This is a genomic window from Streptomyces fagopyri, assembly GCF_009498275.1.
GTDB classification, from domain to species: Bacteria; Actinomycetota; Actinomycetes; order Streptomycetales; family Streptomycetaceae; genus Streptomyces; species Streptomyces fagopyri.
Genome location: NZ_CP045643.1, coordinates 7,746,940 through 7,763,581 on the forward strand (window position 1 = coordinate 7,746,940; position 16,642 = coordinate 7,763,581).

Annotated in this window: 14 protein-coding genes; 8 read left to right on the plus strand and 6 right to left on the minus strand. The window is 73.7% G+C overall.

Annotated features, from left to right (window positions below; genetic code table 11):
* Positions 1 to 5 precede the first annotated feature (5 nt).
* Both GFH48_RS33535 and GFH48_RS33540 read right to left on the minus strand, forming a co-directional pair.
* Positions 6 to 413, minus strand: coding sequence for a CoA-binding protein (locus tag GFH48_RS33535; RefSeq protein WP_153291836.1), 408 nt, complete (start codon positions 411 to 413; stop codon positions 6 to 8).
* A gap of 144 nt (positions 414 to 557) precedes the next feature.
* Positions 558 to 1,427, minus strand: a complete 870-nt coding sequence (locus GFH48_RS33540) for a helix-turn-helix transcriptional regulator (RefSeq protein ID WP_153291837.1) — start codon at positions 1,425 to 1,427, stop codon at positions 558 to 560.
* 330 nt (positions 1,428 to 1,757) lie between these two features.
* Here GFH48_RS33540 and GFH48_RS33545 point away from each other — a divergent pair, with 330 nt between their 5' ends.
* From GFH48_RS33545 to GFH48_RS33560, 3 genes are all read left to right on the plus strand, one after another.
* A complete protein-coding gene (locus GFH48_RS33545; RefSeq protein ID WP_153291838.1) occupies positions 1,758 to 2,423 on the plus strand; it encodes an SDR family NAD(P)-dependent oxidoreductase in 666 nt (221 codons plus the stop codon).
* 188 nt (positions 2,424 to 2,611) lie between these two features.
* Positions 2,612 to 3,586, plus strand: coding sequence for a cysteine--tRNA ligase (locus tag GFH48_RS38715; protein WP_194280747.1), 975 nt, complete (start codon positions 2,612 to 2,614; stop codon positions 3,584 to 3,586).
* The gene (locus GFH48_RS33560) at positions 3,583 to 4,128 is read left to right on the plus strand and encodes a SixA phosphatase family protein (RefSeq protein ID WP_153293229.1); all 546 of its coding nucleotides are present in this window, start codon (positions 3,583 to 3,585) and stop codon (positions 4,126 to 4,128) included. Before GFH48_RS38715 ends, GFH48_RS33560 begins: the two co-directional genes overlap by 4 nt.
* 3 nt (positions 4,129 to 4,131) lie before the next feature.
* Here GFH48_RS33560 and GFH48_RS33565 read toward each other — a convergent pair whose 3' ends face one another.
* Complete coding sequence (locus tag GFH48_RS33565) at positions 4,132 to 6,123, minus strand: APC family permease (protein ID WP_228121067.1); 1,992 nt, start codon at positions 6,121 to 6,123, stop codon at positions 4,132 to 4,134.
* 168 nt (positions 6,124 to 6,291) lie between these two features.
* Between GFH48_RS33565 and GFH48_RS33570 the strand changes: the two genes are divergently transcribed.
* The 3 genes from GFH48_RS33570 to GFH48_RS33580 all read left to right on the plus strand — a co-directional run bounded on the left by GFH48_RS33570 (position 6,292) and on the right by GFH48_RS33580 (position 11,287).
* Positions 6,292 to 6,918, plus strand: a complete 627-nt coding sequence (locus GFH48_RS33570) for a YigZ family protein (RefSeq protein WP_153291839.1) — start codon at positions 6,292 to 6,294, stop codon at positions 6,916 to 6,918.
* A 69-nt stretch (positions 6,919 to 6,987) separates the two neighbouring features.
* Positions 6,988 to 8,151 (plus strand): exonuclease SbcCD subunit D, encoded by a 1,164-nt coding sequence (locus tag GFH48_RS33575; protein WP_153291840.1) that lies wholly within the window; start codon positions 6,988 to 6,990, stop codon positions 8,149 to 8,151.
* Between the two features lie 133 nt (positions 8,152 to 8,284).
* The gene (locus GFH48_RS33580; protein ID WP_153291841.1) at positions 8,285 to 11,287 is read left to right on the plus strand and encodes an AAA family ATPase; all 3,003 of its coding nucleotides are present in this window, start codon (positions 8,285 to 8,287) and stop codon (positions 11,285 to 11,287) included.
* A gap of 100 nt (positions 11,288 to 11,387) precedes the next feature.
* Here the strand turns inward: GFH48_RS33580 and GFH48_RS33585 are convergent, their stop codons facing one another.
* Positions 11,388 to 11,834, minus strand: a complete 447-nt coding sequence (locus GFH48_RS33585) for an Lrp/AsnC family transcriptional regulator (RefSeq protein WP_153291842.1) — start codon at positions 11,832 to 11,834, stop codon at positions 11,388 to 11,390.
* A 311-nt stretch (positions 11,835 to 12,145) separates the two neighbouring features.
* Here GFH48_RS33585 and GFH48_RS33590 point away from each other — a divergent pair, with 311 nt between their 5' ends.
* The gene (locus GFH48_RS33590) at positions 12,146 to 12,640 is read left to right on the plus strand and encodes a rhodanese-like domain-containing protein (RefSeq protein WP_228121439.1); all 495 of its coding nucleotides are present in this window, start codon (positions 12,146 to 12,148) and stop codon (positions 12,638 to 12,640) included.
* Between the two features lie 197 nt (positions 12,641 to 12,837).
* Here GFH48_RS33590 and GFH48_RS33595 read toward each other — a convergent pair whose 3' ends face one another.
* Entirely contained in the window at positions 12,838 to 14,529 is a 1,692-nt protein-coding gene (locus GFH48_RS33595) for a DUF885 domain-containing protein (RefSeq protein WP_153291843.1), read from the minus strand.
* A 63-nt stretch (positions 14,530 to 14,592) separates the two neighbouring features.
* The gene (locus GFH48_RS33600) at positions 14,593 to 15,099 is read right to left on the minus strand and encodes an Lrp/AsnC family transcriptional regulator (RefSeq protein ID WP_153291844.1); all 507 of its coding nucleotides are present in this window, start codon (positions 15,097 to 15,099) and stop codon (positions 14,593 to 14,595) included.
* 81 nt (positions 15,100 to 15,180) lie between these two features.
* Between GFH48_RS33600 and GFH48_RS33605 the strand changes: the two genes are divergently transcribed.
* The gene (locus GFH48_RS33605; RefSeq protein WP_407698679.1) at positions 15,181 to 16,560 is read left to right on the plus strand and encodes a trans-sulfuration enzyme family protein; all 1,380 of its coding nucleotides are present in this window, start codon (positions 15,181 to 15,183) and stop codon (positions 16,558 to 16,560) included.
* The last annotated feature ends 82 nt before the right edge of the window (positions 16,561 to 16,642 follow it).

Consider the following 16,642-nt stretch of genomic DNA (forward strand, 5'->3'; position numbering starts at 1 on the left):
GCCGGTCAGCCGAGGCGGGGGATCTCTATGGCGGGGCAGCGGTCCATGACCATGTCGAGCCCGGCGGCGCGGGTACGGTCGTACGCGGCCTCGTCGACGACGCCGAGCTGGAACCAGACGGCCTCGGCCCCGATCGCGACGGCCTCGTCGGCCACGGTCCCGGCGAGGTCGCTGTTGACGAAGACGTCGACGACATCGACGTCGAACGGGATCGCGTCGAGCGAGGGATAGCCCTTCTCGCCGTGGACGGTCTCGGCCTTCGGGTGCACGGGGACGATCCGCTTGCCGTGACGCCGCAGGACGTCGGCGACTCCGTACGCCGCGCGCCCCTCGTTCGACGAGAGGCCGACGATCGCCCAGGTGTCGCCGAGTTCGTTCAGGATCCTGCGGATGGTCGCCTGGTCGCCGTACACGGTCGTCCTCCTGGGGTGCCTGCCGTCGAATGTCCTCGCTGTCCAGCGGGAGAACAGCGGACGGCGCACGGTGATTCCCCCGGCCCGCCGGGGAGCGCGCGGGGGCCCGGCCGTGAGGGCGGGGTACCGGGCAGCGCCGGGGAATCAGGCGCGGTCCGCCGCCGCGTCCAGCAGGGTCATCGCGTCGTACCCGGGCGTGCCGCGCTCGGCGTAGTAGGCGACCAGCCGGTGGCCGGCGGTGTCGTCGAGGTGCATGGACTGGTAGCCGAGGGTCAGGTCGCCGACCTCCGGATGGTGGAACGTCCTGTGGCCGTGGGAGCGCAGCCGTACGTCGTAGTGGTCCCACAGGCGGGCGAAATCGGGGCTCTTCAGGAGGAGTTCGTCGACCAGTTCGGCCAGGTCGGGGGCGTCCGGGTCGGTGCCGGCGAGCGCGCGCATCCGGCCGACGCAGGCGCGGACCTGCTCGTCCCAGTCGTCGAACAGCGAGGGCGCGTCCGGGTACAGGAAGACGTAGCGCGCCACGTTGCGCCTGCGCACGGGCCACTCGTCCAGGCCGGCCAGGAGTCGCATCCCGCCCGGGTTGCAGGCGAGCACGTCCGATGTACGGCTGACCACGTGTGCCGGGTTGGGCCGCAGGTTCTCCAGGAGCAGCCTGACGCCGGGCCGCACGGACCGGGTGGGTGTCGCCGGTGCCTCGCGCGCGCCGCCGGCGGCGCGCGCGACGAGGTCACGCAGATGCTCGTGCTCCTGCGCGTCCAGCCGGAGGGCACCGGCGAGGGCGTCCACGACCGCGGGGCCGGGACGGTTCTCCCGGCCGCGCTCCAGCCGCGTGTAGTACTCGATGCTCACCCCGGCGAGCATGGCCAGCTCCTCGCGGCGCAGTCCGGGCGCGCGGCGCAGGGCGGGGCCGATCCTGAGCCCGGCCTCCTCCGGGGACACATGGGCGCGGCGGGCGCGCAGGAAGCTCCCCAGATCCGTGCCGCCGCCGCTGCCGTTCTGCCGCTCGCGTGCCATGGGCACCAGTGTGGCAGCCCTGTGACCTGCGGGGCCGGAGAGTGAGGGGCCGTGTCACGCCCCGAACACTCTTCCCCGGACGGGGCGGTCTGCCGGGATGCGGGTGGGGACGGCAGGCGGGAAGCTCGGTGAGGGTGCCCCCGTGGAAGCCGACGCGGGCCGCGGTCCAGCCGCCCTCCGCGGACGGGGCGGGCGCAGCCGGAACGCCGGCTCCGCTTCGTACCCCTGCTCGGATTCACGCACCTCCTCCGGCACATGCTCCGGCACCTCCTGCGACTTGTACGCTCGCCCGGATTCGTACGCCCGCCCCGAAACCACCCGAGGAAGACCATGACCACCATCGCCATCGTCGGAGCCGGACCCGGCCTCGGAGCCGCGGTCGCGCGGCGGTTCGGCCGCGCGGGATTCGACGTCGCCCTCATCTCGCGCGACGCGGACCGGACGCGCGCGTTCGCGGCCGAGCTGGCCGGCGAGGGGCTGACGGCGAGCGGATTCGCCGCCGACGTCCGCGACCCGGCCGCCCTGGGGGCGGCTCTCGACGCCGCCACCGCGACACTGGGGCCCATCGAGGTCCTGCAGTACAGCCCGGTCCCGCACCGGGACTTCATGCGACCCGTCCTGGAGACCGACGCCGCCGACCTCGTGGGCCCGATCGAGTTCTCGGTGTACGGTCCCGTCGTCGCCGTGCGTCACGTGCTGCCCGGCATGCGGGAACTCGGCCGGGGGACCGTGCTCCTCGTCAACGGCGGCACCGCCGCGATTCCGCACACCGAGCGCGCCGGAACGTCCATCGCCTTCGCCGCCGAGAGCGCCTACGGCCATCTGCTGCACGAGGCGCTCGCCCCCGACGGCATCCACGTCGCCCAGTTCGTCATCCCCGGCGCGATCGTCCCCGGGCACCCGAGGAAGGACCCCGACGCCCTGGCGGACGCCCTGTGGACCATCCACCGGGACCGGCACGGGTACCGGCACTTCGCCGACGACCTCGACGCCTGACCCGACGCCCTGCCGGCCGGCGGTCACGCGTGACCGGCAGGCCGGTGGCACCGCCGTCCACCGTCGCCCACGGCCGCCCTCCGTCGTCCACCGCCGTCCTCCCGATCGGCCCGGCGGTCGGCGGGCCGACTGTCCGGAATGGTGGCCGCCTTCCTGCGCCCGGCCCCCGGGCCGCCTACGCTCACCTCGTGCTGCGTATCACCGACGCCCGAACGGGCGAGACCGTCGACGCCGTCCGTGCCCGCAGGGGCCTGACCCGCGTCGAGGCGCACGTGGAGCGTGACGACCTGTCCGCACTGAGAGTGCTGCTGGTCGCCGACGTGCTCGCCAGGGCCCTGGAACTCGGCGGAACCCCTGTCGTCACGGTGGCCGACCCGCCCGCGGGGCTCAGGGCGCGCGCGGACGCGCTCGGCATCCGCCGGGCCGAGGGGGAGCGGGGTGGCGCGGGGCCGGCCCTGCACGTGCTCGTGTCCGCGGGCGGCGCCCCCGAGGACCCCGGACCCGAGGACCCCGGACCCGAGGGCTCCGGACCTGCGGGCTCCGGACCTGCGGCCTTCGGACCCGCGGCCTCGGGGGAGACGGTCCCGGGGGAGGCGGCCGGCGGCGAGACAACCGCTATGGATGCGACGACCATGGATGCGACCTCTATGGGCGCGGCATCCATGGCCCCGGCATCGATGGGCCAGGCCCCCACGGACCCGGTCCCCGTCGATCAGAACTCCGTCGATCAGAACTCCGTCGACGAGGACCCCGTGATCCCGGGACTGTTCACGGCGGATCCCGACGGCGTCCGCGTCGAGGTCGCCCCGGTGCGCGGCAGCGCCGATCACTCGCTGCTGCGGATGATCCTGCTCGCGACCCCGCGCCGGCAGCCCCTCGACCTCGCCGCCGCCGACCTCGACGGTGCCAGCGAGACGCTCGGGCGCTGGCGCAAGGCCGTCGCCGGCTGGGCCACCCGGCCGTCCAGGCCCGTTCCCGAGCACGTACGCCAGGAGTTGCGCGCCGCGTGGGAGGACGACCTCGACGTACCCGCCGTGCTGGAGGCCCTGCGGCGTGTCGAGCACGCCGGGGACATCCCGGACGGCGCCCGCTTCGAGACGTACGCCTACGCGGACCGGCTGCTCGGACTCGAACTCACCCGTGACATCGGGACGCAGTGGTGATCGCACGCGCCGGAGCGGGTCCCCTGCGCAGACTCGTCGTGCTCAGACACGCCAAGTCCGCCTGGCCCACCGGCGTGGACGACCACGACCGGCCCCTCGCCCCGCGCGGCCGCCGTGACGCCCCCGCGGCCGGGCGTGCCCTCGCGGACGCCGACTGCCTGCCCGACCTCGCCCTGTGCTCCACCGCCGTACGGGCCCGTCAGACATGGGAGTTGGCGGCGCAGCAGTGGGGCACCCCGCCGCTCGCGCGGTTCGACCGGCGGCTGTACGGCGCCGGCGTACCGGAGTTGCTCGCGGCCGTGCGCGAAGTACCCGACCAGATGATGACGTTGCTGCTGATCGGGCACAACCCGGGGCTTCAGGAACTGGTCCTCGAACTGGCCGGTGACAGTCTCGACGACGCGCTCGACGACGTACGGACGAAGTTCCCGACCTGCGCCATGGCCGTGCTGGCCTGGCACGGAGGTTCCTGGGACGCGCTGACCCCGGGTGTGGCCCTGCTGACGTGCGTGACCGTGCCGCGAGGCAGGAAGAAGCCCTGAGGATCAGCCGACGTGGACGCGCGGCCGCCGTTCCGGGTCGGGCTCGGCGCGGCGGAGCACCTCGCGGGTGACGGGGGCGACCTCGCCGTCGCCGAAGACCAGGAAACGGACCAGGTGGCTCAGCGGGTTGCCCTCGGTCCAGTTGAAGTAGGCGTGCGGGACCTGGCCGGTGCGGTCGCGCAGCCGCATCATGACGGCCGCGATGGTGTTGGGCACGGTGGCGCCCTCGACGCGCAGCCTGCGCACCCCGTGCTTCTCGTCGCCGTGCACCGCGACGTCGGCCGTGAAGTCCGAGGAGTCGGTCACGAAGATCTCCAGGAACAGCACGGGACGGCCGTCCGGTATGTGCGTCTGCTCGCGCTGGCTGTACTCCTTGGCGCGGTACTCCCGCGTGCTGTGCTCGTGCGGTTCGTTCGCTATCAGCAGCAGCGGTCCGCTCGCCGCCGCCTCGTCGACGAACCGGGCCGCGGCCTCGTCGAACGTGACCTCGGCGGCCCGGAGTTCGAAGGCGCGGCGCACACGGGACGCGAACGAGGTGGACAGGATCGCCAGGATGAAGATCAGTGCGATCTTGATGCCGTCGGGACGTTCGATGACGTTGGTGACCAGCGTGTAGCCGAACACCGCGGTGATCGCGCCGAAGCCGATCGCGGCGGCGCGGTGGCCGCGCTGGTGCACGGCGACCGCCGAGGCGAACGACGCGGAGAGCATCAGGACCAGCACACCGGTCGCGTACGCGCCGCTCTGGTCGTCGACGTTCGCGTCGAACCACAGGGTGATGAGCACCGCGGCCGCCATGAAGACGAGCACCAGGGGACGGACGGCGCGGGTCCACTCGGGAGCCATGCCGTAGCGGGGCAGATAGCGCGGGACGAGGTTGAGGAGGCCGGCGAGCGCCGAGGCCCCGGCGAACCACAGGATCGCGATGGTCGACACGTCGTAGACCGTTCCGAAGCCCTCGCCCAGGTACTGGTGCGCGAGGAAGGCGAGCGCGCGGCCGTTCGCCGAGCCGCCGCTCTCGAACTCGCCCTGCGGGATCAGGATCGTCGTCGCCAGGCTGGACAGCAGCAGGAAACAGCTCATGATCACGGCGGCCGTGGTGAGCAGTCGGCGGGTCTCGCGGATCCGGCCCGCCGGCTTCGCGTACGTGTCCGTGGGATCGCCCTTGACCTGCGGCATCACCGCCACGCCGGTCTCGAAGCCGGACATGCCGAGCGCCAGCTTGGGGAAGACCAGGAGCGCCACCCCGATCATCGCGAGCGGCGAGGAGTGCTCCGCCGTCATCGCGTCGGTCCAGTCGCCGACCTTGTGCGGGTGGCTCAGCACCTGCCAGGCGGCGGTGACCAGGACGACGACGTTGAGCGTGAGATACGTGGCCACGAGCGCCACGGCGATGCCCATGGCCTCCTTGAAGCCCTTCAGGAAGACCGCGCCCAGCGCGGCCACCAGGAGAAGGGTGATCCACACGTTCGCGCCGTGCGTCCAGTGCGGTGCGAACGGGTTCTCCACGACGTGCGCGGAGGCGTCCGCCGCGGACAGGGTGATCGTGATCAGGAAGTCGGTGGCCGCGAAACCGAGCAGCACCAGGACGAACACCTTCCCCGCCCACCAGGGAAGCAGCCGTTCCAGCATCGCGATCGAGCCCTCGCCGTGCGGGCTCTCCTTGGCGACGCGACGGTAGACGGGCAGCGCGCCGAGCAGGGTCAGCGCGATCAGGACGAGTGTGGCGAGCGGGGAGAGCAGACCGGCGGCGAGGGCGGCGATGCCCGGCTGGTAGCCGAGGGTGGAGAAGTAGTCGACGCCGGTGAGACACATCACCCGCCACCATGTGTGGCCCTGGTGCTCGGTGTCCGGGGTGGCGTGCGGGCCCGGGTGCCGGGCCGACTGCTCACTGAGCCCCTCCAGGAGCCACGCCCGCCAGCGGGGCGCGGTGCCGGAGGGCCCGGGATCCGCGGGGCCGGCCGGATTCGCGTTGTCCAGCTCGGTGCCGGTCATGCTGCGATCTCCTGTGATCGGTCGGGCCGGCGGTCCGGCTTCGGGCAACGAGGAGCGAGTATCCACCACGGCTTCGCGAGGGCCCGCGCCGGGGCGACCGCGCCGCGAGGCCCGGGGCCGCGGGCTCCGCCGTCCGGCACGCGCGCGTGCAGCGCATACGCTGGCCGGATGCAGGACGAGTACCGCACAGTGGCCCGCGCGGGTGTGCACGAGACCGAGATCAACCGCTCCCGCTTCCTCTGCGCCCTCGCCCCGGCCGCCACCGAGCAGGAAGCCCAGGACTTCGTCGCGGGCGTCCGCAGGCAGCACGCGGACGCCACCCACAACTGCTACGCGTACGTCATCGGAGCCGACGCCGCCGTCCAGCGGGCGAGCGACGACGGCGAACCAGGCGGCACCGCGGGCGTCCCCATGCTCCAGATGCTGCTGCGCCGCGACATGCGGTACGTCGTCGCCGTCGTCACCCGTTACTACGGCGGGGTCAAGCTCGGCGCGGGCGGACTGATCAGGGCGTACGGCGGCTCGGTGGGCGAGGCGCTGGACGCGCTCGGCACCCTGACGCGCAGACGCTTCCGGCTGGCCACGGTCACCGTGGACCACCAGCGCGCGGGCAAGGTGCAGAACGATCTGCGCGCCACCGGGCGCGAGGTGCGCGACGTGCGCTACGGCGAGGCGGTCACCATCGAGATCGGACTGCCGGACGCCGAGGTGGCCGCGTTCCGGGCCTGGCTCGCGGACGCGACCGCCGGGACGGCCGGGTTCGAACTGGGCGGAGAGGCGTACGGGGACGCGTAGGCGGGCAGCACGGGCCGATACGGGAGTAGCCGCCCGTGATGTCCGACCCGCCCGTTACTCTCGGGGATCATGAGGCTTCTGCACACGTCCGACTGGCACCTCGGCCGGGCTTTCCACCGGGTGACGATGCTCGGTGCCCAGGCCGAGTTCATCGGCCATCTCGTCACGACCGTGCGTGAGCGCGGCGTCGACGCGGTGGTCGTGTCCGGGGACGTGTACGACCGGGCGGTCCCGCCGCTGGCCGCCGTCGAGCTCTTCGACGACGCGCTGCACCGGCTGGCCGACCTCGGCGTGCCCACGGTGATGATCTCCGGGAACCACGACTCGGCGCGCCGGCTCGGCGTCGGGGCCGGGCTGATCGGGCGGGCCGGCATCCACCTGCGGACCGAACCCTCGGCCTCCGGCACGCCCGTGGTCCTCGCCGACGCCCACGGCGACGTCGCCCTCTACGGCCTGCCGTACCTCGAACCGGCCCTGGTGAAGGACGAGTTCGGGGTGGACAGGGCCGGACACGAGACCGTGCTCGCCGCCGCCATGGACCGGGTCCGCGCCGACCTCGCCACACGCCCGCCGGGCACCCGCTCCGTCGTCCTCGCCCACGCCTTCGTCACCGGAGGCGCGGCCAGCGACAGCGAGCGCGACATCACCGTCGGCGGTGTCGCCGCGGTCCCCGCCGGGGTCTTCGACGGAGTGGACTACGTGGCCCTGGGCCATCTGCACGGCAGCCAGACCATCACCGAGCGGGTCCGCTACTCCGGGTCCCCGCTGCCCTACTCGTTCTCCGAGGCGGACCACCGCAAGAGCATGTGGCTGGTGGACCTGGGCCCGGACGGCTCGCTCGACGCCGAGCGGGTCGACTGCCCCGTACCCCGGGCACTCGCCCGCGTCCGGGGGCGGCTGGAGGACCTGCTCGCCGACCCGGAGCTCGCCCGTCACGAGGAGGCGTGGGTCGAGGCCACCCTCACCGATCCGGCGCGCCCCGCCGAACCGATGGCCCGGCTGACCGAGCGGTTCCCGCACACCCTCAGCCTGGTCTTCGACCCCGAGCGGGCTCCCGAGGACCCGGACGTCTCGTACGCGCGCCGACTGGCGGGCCGCAGCGAACAGCAGATCGCCGAGGACTTCGTGGCCCATGTGCGCGGCACGGGCCCCGACCCCCGGGAACAGGCCGTGCTGCGGGACGCGTTCGACGCCGTCCACGCCGACGAGGCCGTACGGGAGGTCGCCCGGTGAGCCCGGCGACACCGCCGCCACCGAGCGCGCCCGACGCCGGTACCGCCCACCTCACCGCCGCCCCCACGGGCCCGGACGGCTTCGGCGGGGACCGCGTCGGCGGAGACCGTTTCGACGACAGCAAGGGGGGCCGATGAGGCTGCACTGTCTGGACATCACCGCCTTCGGGCCCTTCGGGACCACCCAGAAGGTCGACTTCGACGAGCTGTCGGCCGCCGGCCTCTTCCTGCTGCACGGACCGACGGGCGCCGGCAAGACGTCCGTCCTGGACGCCGTCTGCTACGCGCTGTACGGAGCGGTCCCGGGCGCCCGCCAGAGCGGCCAGGGACTCACCCTGCGCAGCGACCACGCGGCCCCCGCCACCCGCACCGAGGTCCGCCTCGAACTCACCGTCGCCGGACGCAGACTGGAGATCACCCGGCAGCCCCCCTGGGCCCGCCCGAAGAAACGCGGCACGGGCACGACCACCGAAAAGGCCCAGAGCCGGCTGCGCGAGTACGAGGGGCCGGCGGGCGCCTGGAAGGACCTCAGCCGCTCCCACCAGGAGGTCGGCGAGGAGATCACCCAGCTGCTCGGCATGAGCCGTGAGCAGTTCTGCCAGGTCGTCCTGCTGCCCCAGGGCGACTTCGCCCGTTTTCTGCGGGCCGACGCCGAGGCTCGCGGCAAGCTCCTCGGCCGTCTCTTCGACACCCACCGCTTCGCCGAGGTCGAGAAACGCCTCACCGAGCGCCGGCGGGCCGCCGAGACCGAGGTACGCGACGGGGACGCCGCGCTGCTCGCCGACGCCCACCGCATGCAGCAGGCCGCCGGGGACATCGCCGAGATGGCACTGCCCGACCTCGCGCCCGGCGACCCCGGCCTCGCCGAGACCGTCCTGGCCTGGGCCGCCGTCGCCCGCGGCACGGCCCGCGAGCGGCTGACCCTCGCGCACAGCGCCGTCTCGGCCGCCGAGTCCGCGCAGGCCGCCGCCGACCGCGTACTCGACGACGTACGGGAAGTGGCCCGGCTGCAGCGCAGGTTCACCGAGGCGCGGGAACGCGCCACGCGGCTGGAGGAGCGCTCGGACTCCCACCAGGAGGCACGGACACGCATGGAGCGGGGCCGCAAGGCCGAGGCGGTCGCCCCCGCACTGGACCTGCGCGACGTGGGCGAGGCCGAGCACCGGCGCGCGTCCACGGCCGAGGCGCACGCGCGCGCCGCCCTCCCGGCGTCCTTCGCCGACGCCGGCGCACCCGGGCTGGCGGCCGCCGCGCGCCGGGCGGCCGAGGAACTGGGGGGCCTCGCCTCGGCCCGCCGCGCCGAGGCGAGGCTCGGCGAACTCACCGAGGAGCGCGCCGGCCTGGACCGCCAGGAGCGCGCCGACGAGGACGTCCTCCAGGACGCCGAGAGCTGGCTCGGCACCTGGGAGACCACCCGTGCCGCCCATCAGGCGTGCATCGAGACGGCACAGGAGGCCGCCACCCGCGCCGAGCAGCTGGCCGTGCGGCGCGACCCCGCCCGGGCGAGGCTGCGGGCCGCCCGCGAGCGCGACCGGTTCGCCAAGGACACGGACGACGCCCACGAGCGCGCTCTCGCCTCCCGCGCCCACGCGACGGACACCCGCGCCCACTGGCTCGACCTGAAGGAACAGCGGCTCAAGGGCATCGCCGCGGAACTCGCCGCCGGACTCGTCGACGGGGACCCCTGCGCCGTCTGCGGAGCGACCGAACACCCGGCCCCCGCACGGAAGATCGCCGGACACGTCGGCCGGGAGGCCGAGGAGCAGGCCCTCGCCGTCCACCAGCGCGCCGGCGAGAAGGCGACCGAGGACGAGCGCCGGCTCGGCGTCGTACGCGAGGCGCTCGCCGCCGCTTCCGCCGAAGCGGGCGACACACCGACCGACCGGCTCGCCGAGCAGGAGGCGGAACTGGAGCGTGAGTACGGTGGGGCCCGCGCCGCCGCCTCCGGACTGCACACCGCCCGCGAGCGTCTCGCCCACGCCGAACTCGAACACGGACGGCGGGTCGCCGCCCGGCAGAAGGCCGAACTGCGCGCCGCGGCCCGGCTGTCCCACCGCGACACCCTCGACCGCGAAAGGACCCTGCTGGAAGAGGAGTTGACGCGGGCCCGGGGCGCCGCCGAGAGCGTCGCCGCGCGCGCCGCGCAGCTGGAGCGGCGGGCGGCCCTGCTCACTCGGGCCGCGGACGCCGTCCGCGCGGCCGAGGACGCCGCGCAGCGGCTCAAGGACGCCGACGCACGACTGGCCGACGCGGCCTTCCGCGCCGGGTTCTCCACACCGCAGGCCGCGGCCGACGCGCTGCTCGACGACGCGGCCCACCGCGACCTCCAACGCCGCCTCGACGCCTGGCAGTCGGAGGAGGCGGCGGTCCGCGCCGTGCTCGCCGAAGCCGACACGGCCGCCGCGGCCCAGCGGCCGGCCGCCGATCCGCGGGCGGCCGAACAGTCCGCCGAGACCGCCGCGCGGCGACTGCGGGACGCCGCCTCCGCCCAGGACGCGGCCGCCCGTCGCTGCGCCGAACTGGACCGGCTGTCCGCGCGCGCGACCACGTCCGTGCGCCGCCTCGGACCACTGCGCGAGGAGCACGACCGGGTGGCGCGCATGGCGGGGCTGGCGGCGGGCACCTCGGCGGAGAACGAACGCAGGATGCGCCTGGAGTCGTACGTCCTCGCCGCCCGCCTGGAACAGGTCGCCGCCGCCGCGACCGCACGCCTGCGGCGGATGTCCTCCGGGCGCTACACCCTCGTCCACTCCGACGACCGCGCGGGCCGTGGACGCAGCGGGCTCGGGCTGCACGTCGTGGACGCGTGGACCGGCCGGGAGCGGGACACGGCGACCCTCTCCGGGGGCGAGACGTTCTTCGCGTCGCTGGCGCTGGCCCTCGGCCTCGCGGACGTCGTCACGGACGAGGCGGGCGGGGTGCGGCTCGACACGCTCTTCATCGACGAGGGCTTCGGCAGCCTCGACGACCAGACCCTCGACGAGGTCCTCGATGTCCTCGACTCGCTGCGGGAGCGTGACCGCAGTGTCGGCATCGTCAGCCATGTCGCCGACCTGCGGCGCCGTGTCCACGCCCAGCTTGAGGTCGTGAAGGGGAGGACGGGATCGGTCGTACGGCAGCGGGGCGTCCAGGACTGAGATGCCGGTCCTCCGGCGGGTGCTCCGGGTCGGGCCCGCCGTGCCTGTTCGGTTGTGCCGGTGCCGGTGCCGGTGCCGGTGCCGGGTGCCCTGTGTGTGCTCAGTGCCCCAGCGGGCGTCGGGGGAGCGGCGAGGAGTAGACGACGCTCGTCGTCACCGAGCCCAGCGTGCCGATCCTGCCCGAGATCTCCTCCAGGTGACTCATCGAGCGGGCGGCGACCTTGATGACGAAGCAGTCGTCGCCGGTGACGTGGTGGGCCTCCAGTATCTGGGGCGTCGCGTCGACGAGATCGTGGAACGGCTTGTAGTTGCCGTTCGGGTAGCGCAGGCGGACGAAGGCGAGGATCGGCAGGCCGATGTTCTCCGGGGCCACGACGGCCGCGTACCCCTGGATGACGCCCGCCTCCTCCAGCCGCCGCACCCGCTCGGTGACCGCGCTCGCGGACATCGAGACGGCGCGGGCCAGCTCGGCGAAACTGGCCCTTCCGTCCCTCTGGAGGACGTCGAGGATGCGCCAGTCGGTGGCGTCCGGGGAATACGTGGTCATGAGCGAGAGATAGCAGGGAATTCCCCGGCGGATCAAACGGGAAGCCGTGGATCACCACTTCAGGGGCGGGATCACCGGACGTAGGTTCTTGGCCAGGAAGTCCCGTGCGGCCGGAGCGGAGAGAGCACCGGAGGTGCCGTGCGACAGGGCACGGCAGCGGATCCGCGGGGCGGGAGGAGAGGCCGAACATGACGGCGCGTACCGAGACATCCGCGACAGCCGAGACGTCCGTGGCACCGGTGGTGTCCATGACGCCCGCCGCGTCCGAGACACCGATGGGGTCCATGACGTCCGCCGCGGCCACGGCGCCCATGACATCGACGACGAGGGGCCCGTCGGCCGTGACGAACGCCGTGCTGCGTGTCGCCCCGGCCCCTCCGGCCGCGGCCGCCGCCCACTTCGGCGCGAGCCTCGCGTTCCACGCCGACGTGTCCGACGTGGCCTCCGCCCTCGCGGCCGGCGGGGACCCCGGATTCGTCGTCCTCGACTCGCGTTCCACCCGGTCGTGGGACCAGGGGCACGTGCCCGGCGCGGTCCACCTGCCGACCGCCCTCGTCGCCGAGCAGGCCGAGCGGGTCCTCGACAAGTCCGTGCCGGTCGTCACCTACTGCTGGGGACCGGGCTGCAACGGCGCGACCCGCGCCGCCCTCGCCCTCGCCGAACTCGGCTTCCAGGTCAAGGAGATGCTGGGCGGGTTCGAGTACTGGGTGCGTGAGGGCTTCGAGTTCGAGACCTGGGAGGGGCGTGAGCGGCGCGGGCCCGACCCGTTGACAGCGCCCGTGGACGCGGAGGACTGCGGCTGCTGAGTGAGGGGCCGGATCAGCCCCGTAGGGCCGTGGCGCGGGGCGGCGGCAGAGCGGCGTGGGGAGCGGCCCGGGGAGGGCGCCGGCTGCCGTGCTCCGGACACCCCGTGGGACGATCGCTGACGGCGGCCGGGCCCCGGCGGTGGCCCCGGGTCGCCGGGACCGGACCGTGCGCCCGTGCCCGGCGGCCGTCGTGGCGGTCAGAGCCGGGACAACTCGTCCACCAGGTCGTCGAGACCCAACGAGCCCTGCGACAGGGCCGCCATGTGCCACGCCTTCGCGTCGAAGCCGGCCCCGTGGCGCCGCTGCGCGTTCGCGCGGCCCTGCAGCCAGGCCCGCTCACCGAGCTTGTAGCCGATTGCCTGACCGGGGATCGAGAGATAGCGGGTCAGCTCGCTCTCGACGAAGTCCGCGGGCCGGCTGCTGTGCGCGCCGAAGAACTCCTCGGCGAGTTCGGGTGTCCAGTGCTCGCCGGGGTGGAAGGGCGAGTCCGCCGGGATCTCCAGCTCCAGGTGCATACCGATGTCGACGATCACCCGGGCCGCACGCATCATCTGCGCGTCCAGGTAGCCCAGGCGCTGTTCCGCGTCCGCGAGGAAGCCCAGCTCGTCCATCAGCCGCTCCGCGTACAGCGCCCAGCCCTCGCAGTTGGCGCTCACGATGCCCACGGTCGCCTGGTAGCGGGACAGGTCCTCGACGACGTGCACCCACTGCGCGAGCTGGAGGTGGTGCCCGGGAACGCCCTCGTGGTACCAGGTCGAGACGAGGTCGTAGACGGGGAACCTGGTCTGCCCCATCGTGGGCAGCCAGGTCTGGCCGGGCCGGGAGAAGTCCGACGACGGCGCGGTGTAGTAGGGAGCCGCGGCCCCGCCCGGCGGCGCGATCCGGGACTCCACCTTCCGTACCGGATCCGCGAGTTCGAAGTGGGTGCCGTCCAGCGCGTCGATCGCCTGGTCCATCAGCCCCTGCAGCCACGCCTGGACCTCGTCGACCCCCTCGATGTGCCGGCCGTGCTCGTCCAGGTGCGCGAGCGCCACCCAGGGCGTCTCGGCACCCGGCAGGATCTTCTCGGCCTCGGTCCGCATCTCGGCGAGCAACCGGTGGTACTCGGCCCAGCCGTACGCGTAGGCCTCGTCGAGATCGAGGTCCGTTCCGTTGAAGTAACGCGCCCAGCGCGCGTACCGCTCCCGGCCCACGGTGTTCGGCGCGCCCTGGATGGTGGGCGCGTACACGTCGCGCATCCAGTCGCGCAGCTCGGCCAGGGCCCGGGTGGCCGTCCGGGCGGCGGTGTCCAGTTCGTCGCGCAGGGAGTCGGGGCCCGCGGACACGAAGTCCTCGAACCAGGGGCGGCCGTGCTCGTCCGGCGTGGACCACTCGGTGAGCTGGTCGACGAAGGTCGCGGTGGGACGTGGACCCGCGTAGAGCTTGCGTTCCAGGCCGAGGGCCAGGGACTCGCGGTACCCGGCCAGCGCGGTCGGCACGGCGCGCAGCCGCTCGGCGATCGCCGCCCAGTCCTCGTCCGTCCCGGTCGGCGCGATGCTGAACACCTGCCGGACGGCGTGTGCGGCGGTGTGCATGTTGCCGACGGCCCGCAGCCCCTCCTCGGCGTCGTGCACGGCCAGTTCGGCGGTCAGCCGCTCGCGCAGCAGGCGCGCGCAGCGGCGCTCGCTGTCGGTGTCCGCGCCCGGCCGCCGTTCCGCCTCGCCGAGGCGGGCGAGGGTCGCCCGCGCGAGTTCCGCGAGGGCCTTCTGTCCCGCGGGCGAGGGATCCGGCAGCCGGCCGGCGCTCTCCTTCACACCGAGGTACGTACCGAGGACCGGGTCGAGGGCGATGAGGTCGTCGACGTACGCGTCGGCGACCTCGCGGGGCAGCGGGTTCTTCGTCTCTGACATGCCGACATCCTCATACGGGAACAGCCGTCACGTCAGCCCGTCACGACGGGCTTTTGGTCCGCATCAGCCCGATTTCGCTGTGGGCGTCGCCCCCGGCCCGGCAGGTGGCAGGAGCGGACCGCAGTCCCACTGCTGGAAGATCAACCGGGTCTCCACGCGGGCCACTTCACGCTGGGAGGTGAACTCGTCGAGGACCAGCCGCTGCAGGTCGGCCATGTCCGCGACCGCGACCTGTACGAGGTAGTCGTCGGGGCCCGTGAGATGGAAGACCGTCCGGGACTCCGGCAGCGCCCTGATCCGGTCCACGAACGGACCCACCAGCTCCCTGCGGTGCGGTCTGACCTGCACGGACAACAGCGCCTCCAGGCCCCGGCCGAGCTTCGCCGGATCGAGCCGCAGCTGATGGCCGAGAATGACTCCGGCGCGGCGCAGCCGTGTCACCCGGTCCAGGCAGGTCGACGGCGCGACTCCGACCTGCGCGGCGAGATCGCGGTACGTCGTCCGGGCGTCGTTCTGCAGCAGTCGCAGCAGATGAAGATCCACCGGATCGAGTACGACAGAATCGGCCATGCCCCGAACGTAACACGGGTTCCGGCGCCACGACCCCGTTCGGTGTTCAGGCTGCTGTGCATGGACTTCGGCGGAGATGACATGGACGCGGACATACGCGGCACGCGCGACACCGGTATCGGTTCCGGCGGCGGTCCCGGTCCCGGCGGCGACACCCGTACCGGTACCGGGGTGACCCACATCGACAACGGGCCCGACGCCGGTACCGCCGGTACCGGGCTCGTCGGCACCGGAATCCCCGACCCCCGGGGCGGTTCCCGTCCCCGTACCCGTGCGCTGGCCACCGAGGCCGTGCACGCGGGTCGGGAGGATCTCGCCCGCGACGGGCTGCACGCCGCACCGATAGACCTGTCGACCACCTACCCCTCGTACGACAGCCGGGGCGAAGCCGCCCGCATCGACGCGTTCGCGGCCGACGGTGCGGAACCGGTGGGTCCGCCCGTGTACGGCCGCCTCGGCAACCCGACCGTCGCGCGTTTCGAGACCGCCCTCGCCCGGCTCGAAGGGACCGAGAGCGCGGTCGCGTTCGCCAGCGGCATGGCCGCCTTGAGCGCCGTCCTGCTCGTACGCAACGCGATGGGCCTGCGCCACGTCGTCGCCGTGCGCCCCCTGTACGGATGCAGCGACCACCTGCTCACCGCCGGGCTGCTCGGCTCCGAGGTGACCTGGGTCGACCCCGCGGGCATCGAGGACGCCCTGCGCCCGGACACCGGCCTGGTCATGGTCGAGTCCCCGGCCAACCCGACGCTCGCCGAGATAGACCTGCGCGCCGTCGCGCACGCCTGCGGCTCCGTACCGCTGCTCGCCGACAACACCTTCGCCACGCCGGTGCTGCAACGCCCCGCGGAGCAGGGCGCGCGCCTGGTCCTGCACAGCGCCACCAAGTACCTGGGCGGCCACGGGGACGTCATGGCCGGAGTGGTCGCCTGCGACGAGGAGTTCGCCGGGCGGCTGCGCCAGGTGCGGTTCGCCACCGGTGGCGTCCTGCATCCGCTGGCCGGGTATCTGCTGCTGCGAGGACTGTCGACCCTGCCGGTACGGGTCCGGGCCGCGTCCGCGAGCGCCGCCGAACTCGCCGGCCGGCTCGCCGCCGACCCACGCGTCGCCCGCGTCCACTACCCGCGGATCGGCGGCGCCATGATCGCCTTCGAGGTGCACGGCGACCCGCACGAGGTCATCGCCGGAGTCCGCCTGATCACCCCTGCGGTCAGCCTGGGCAGCGTCGACAGCCTGATCCAGCATCCGGCGTCCATCAGCCACCGGATCGTGGCCGAGGGCGACCGTCGCGGCGCGGGCGTGAGCGACCGCCTGCTGCGCCTGTCGGTGGGGCTCGAGGACGTGGAGGACCTGTGGGCCGACCTGGACGGCGCGCTGGGACACGCGACGGAGGTACGCGCGGTGCAGGAAGGGGGCCGCAGCCCGCGGGAGCGACAGCAACACGCGGGTTCGGCCACCGGGTGACGGGGGAGGCCCCTGGCAAGCTGCCCGGGGCCTCCCGCGGCGCGGTGTGAACGTCCTTGGCATCAGGGCGTGTTGCGCGGGT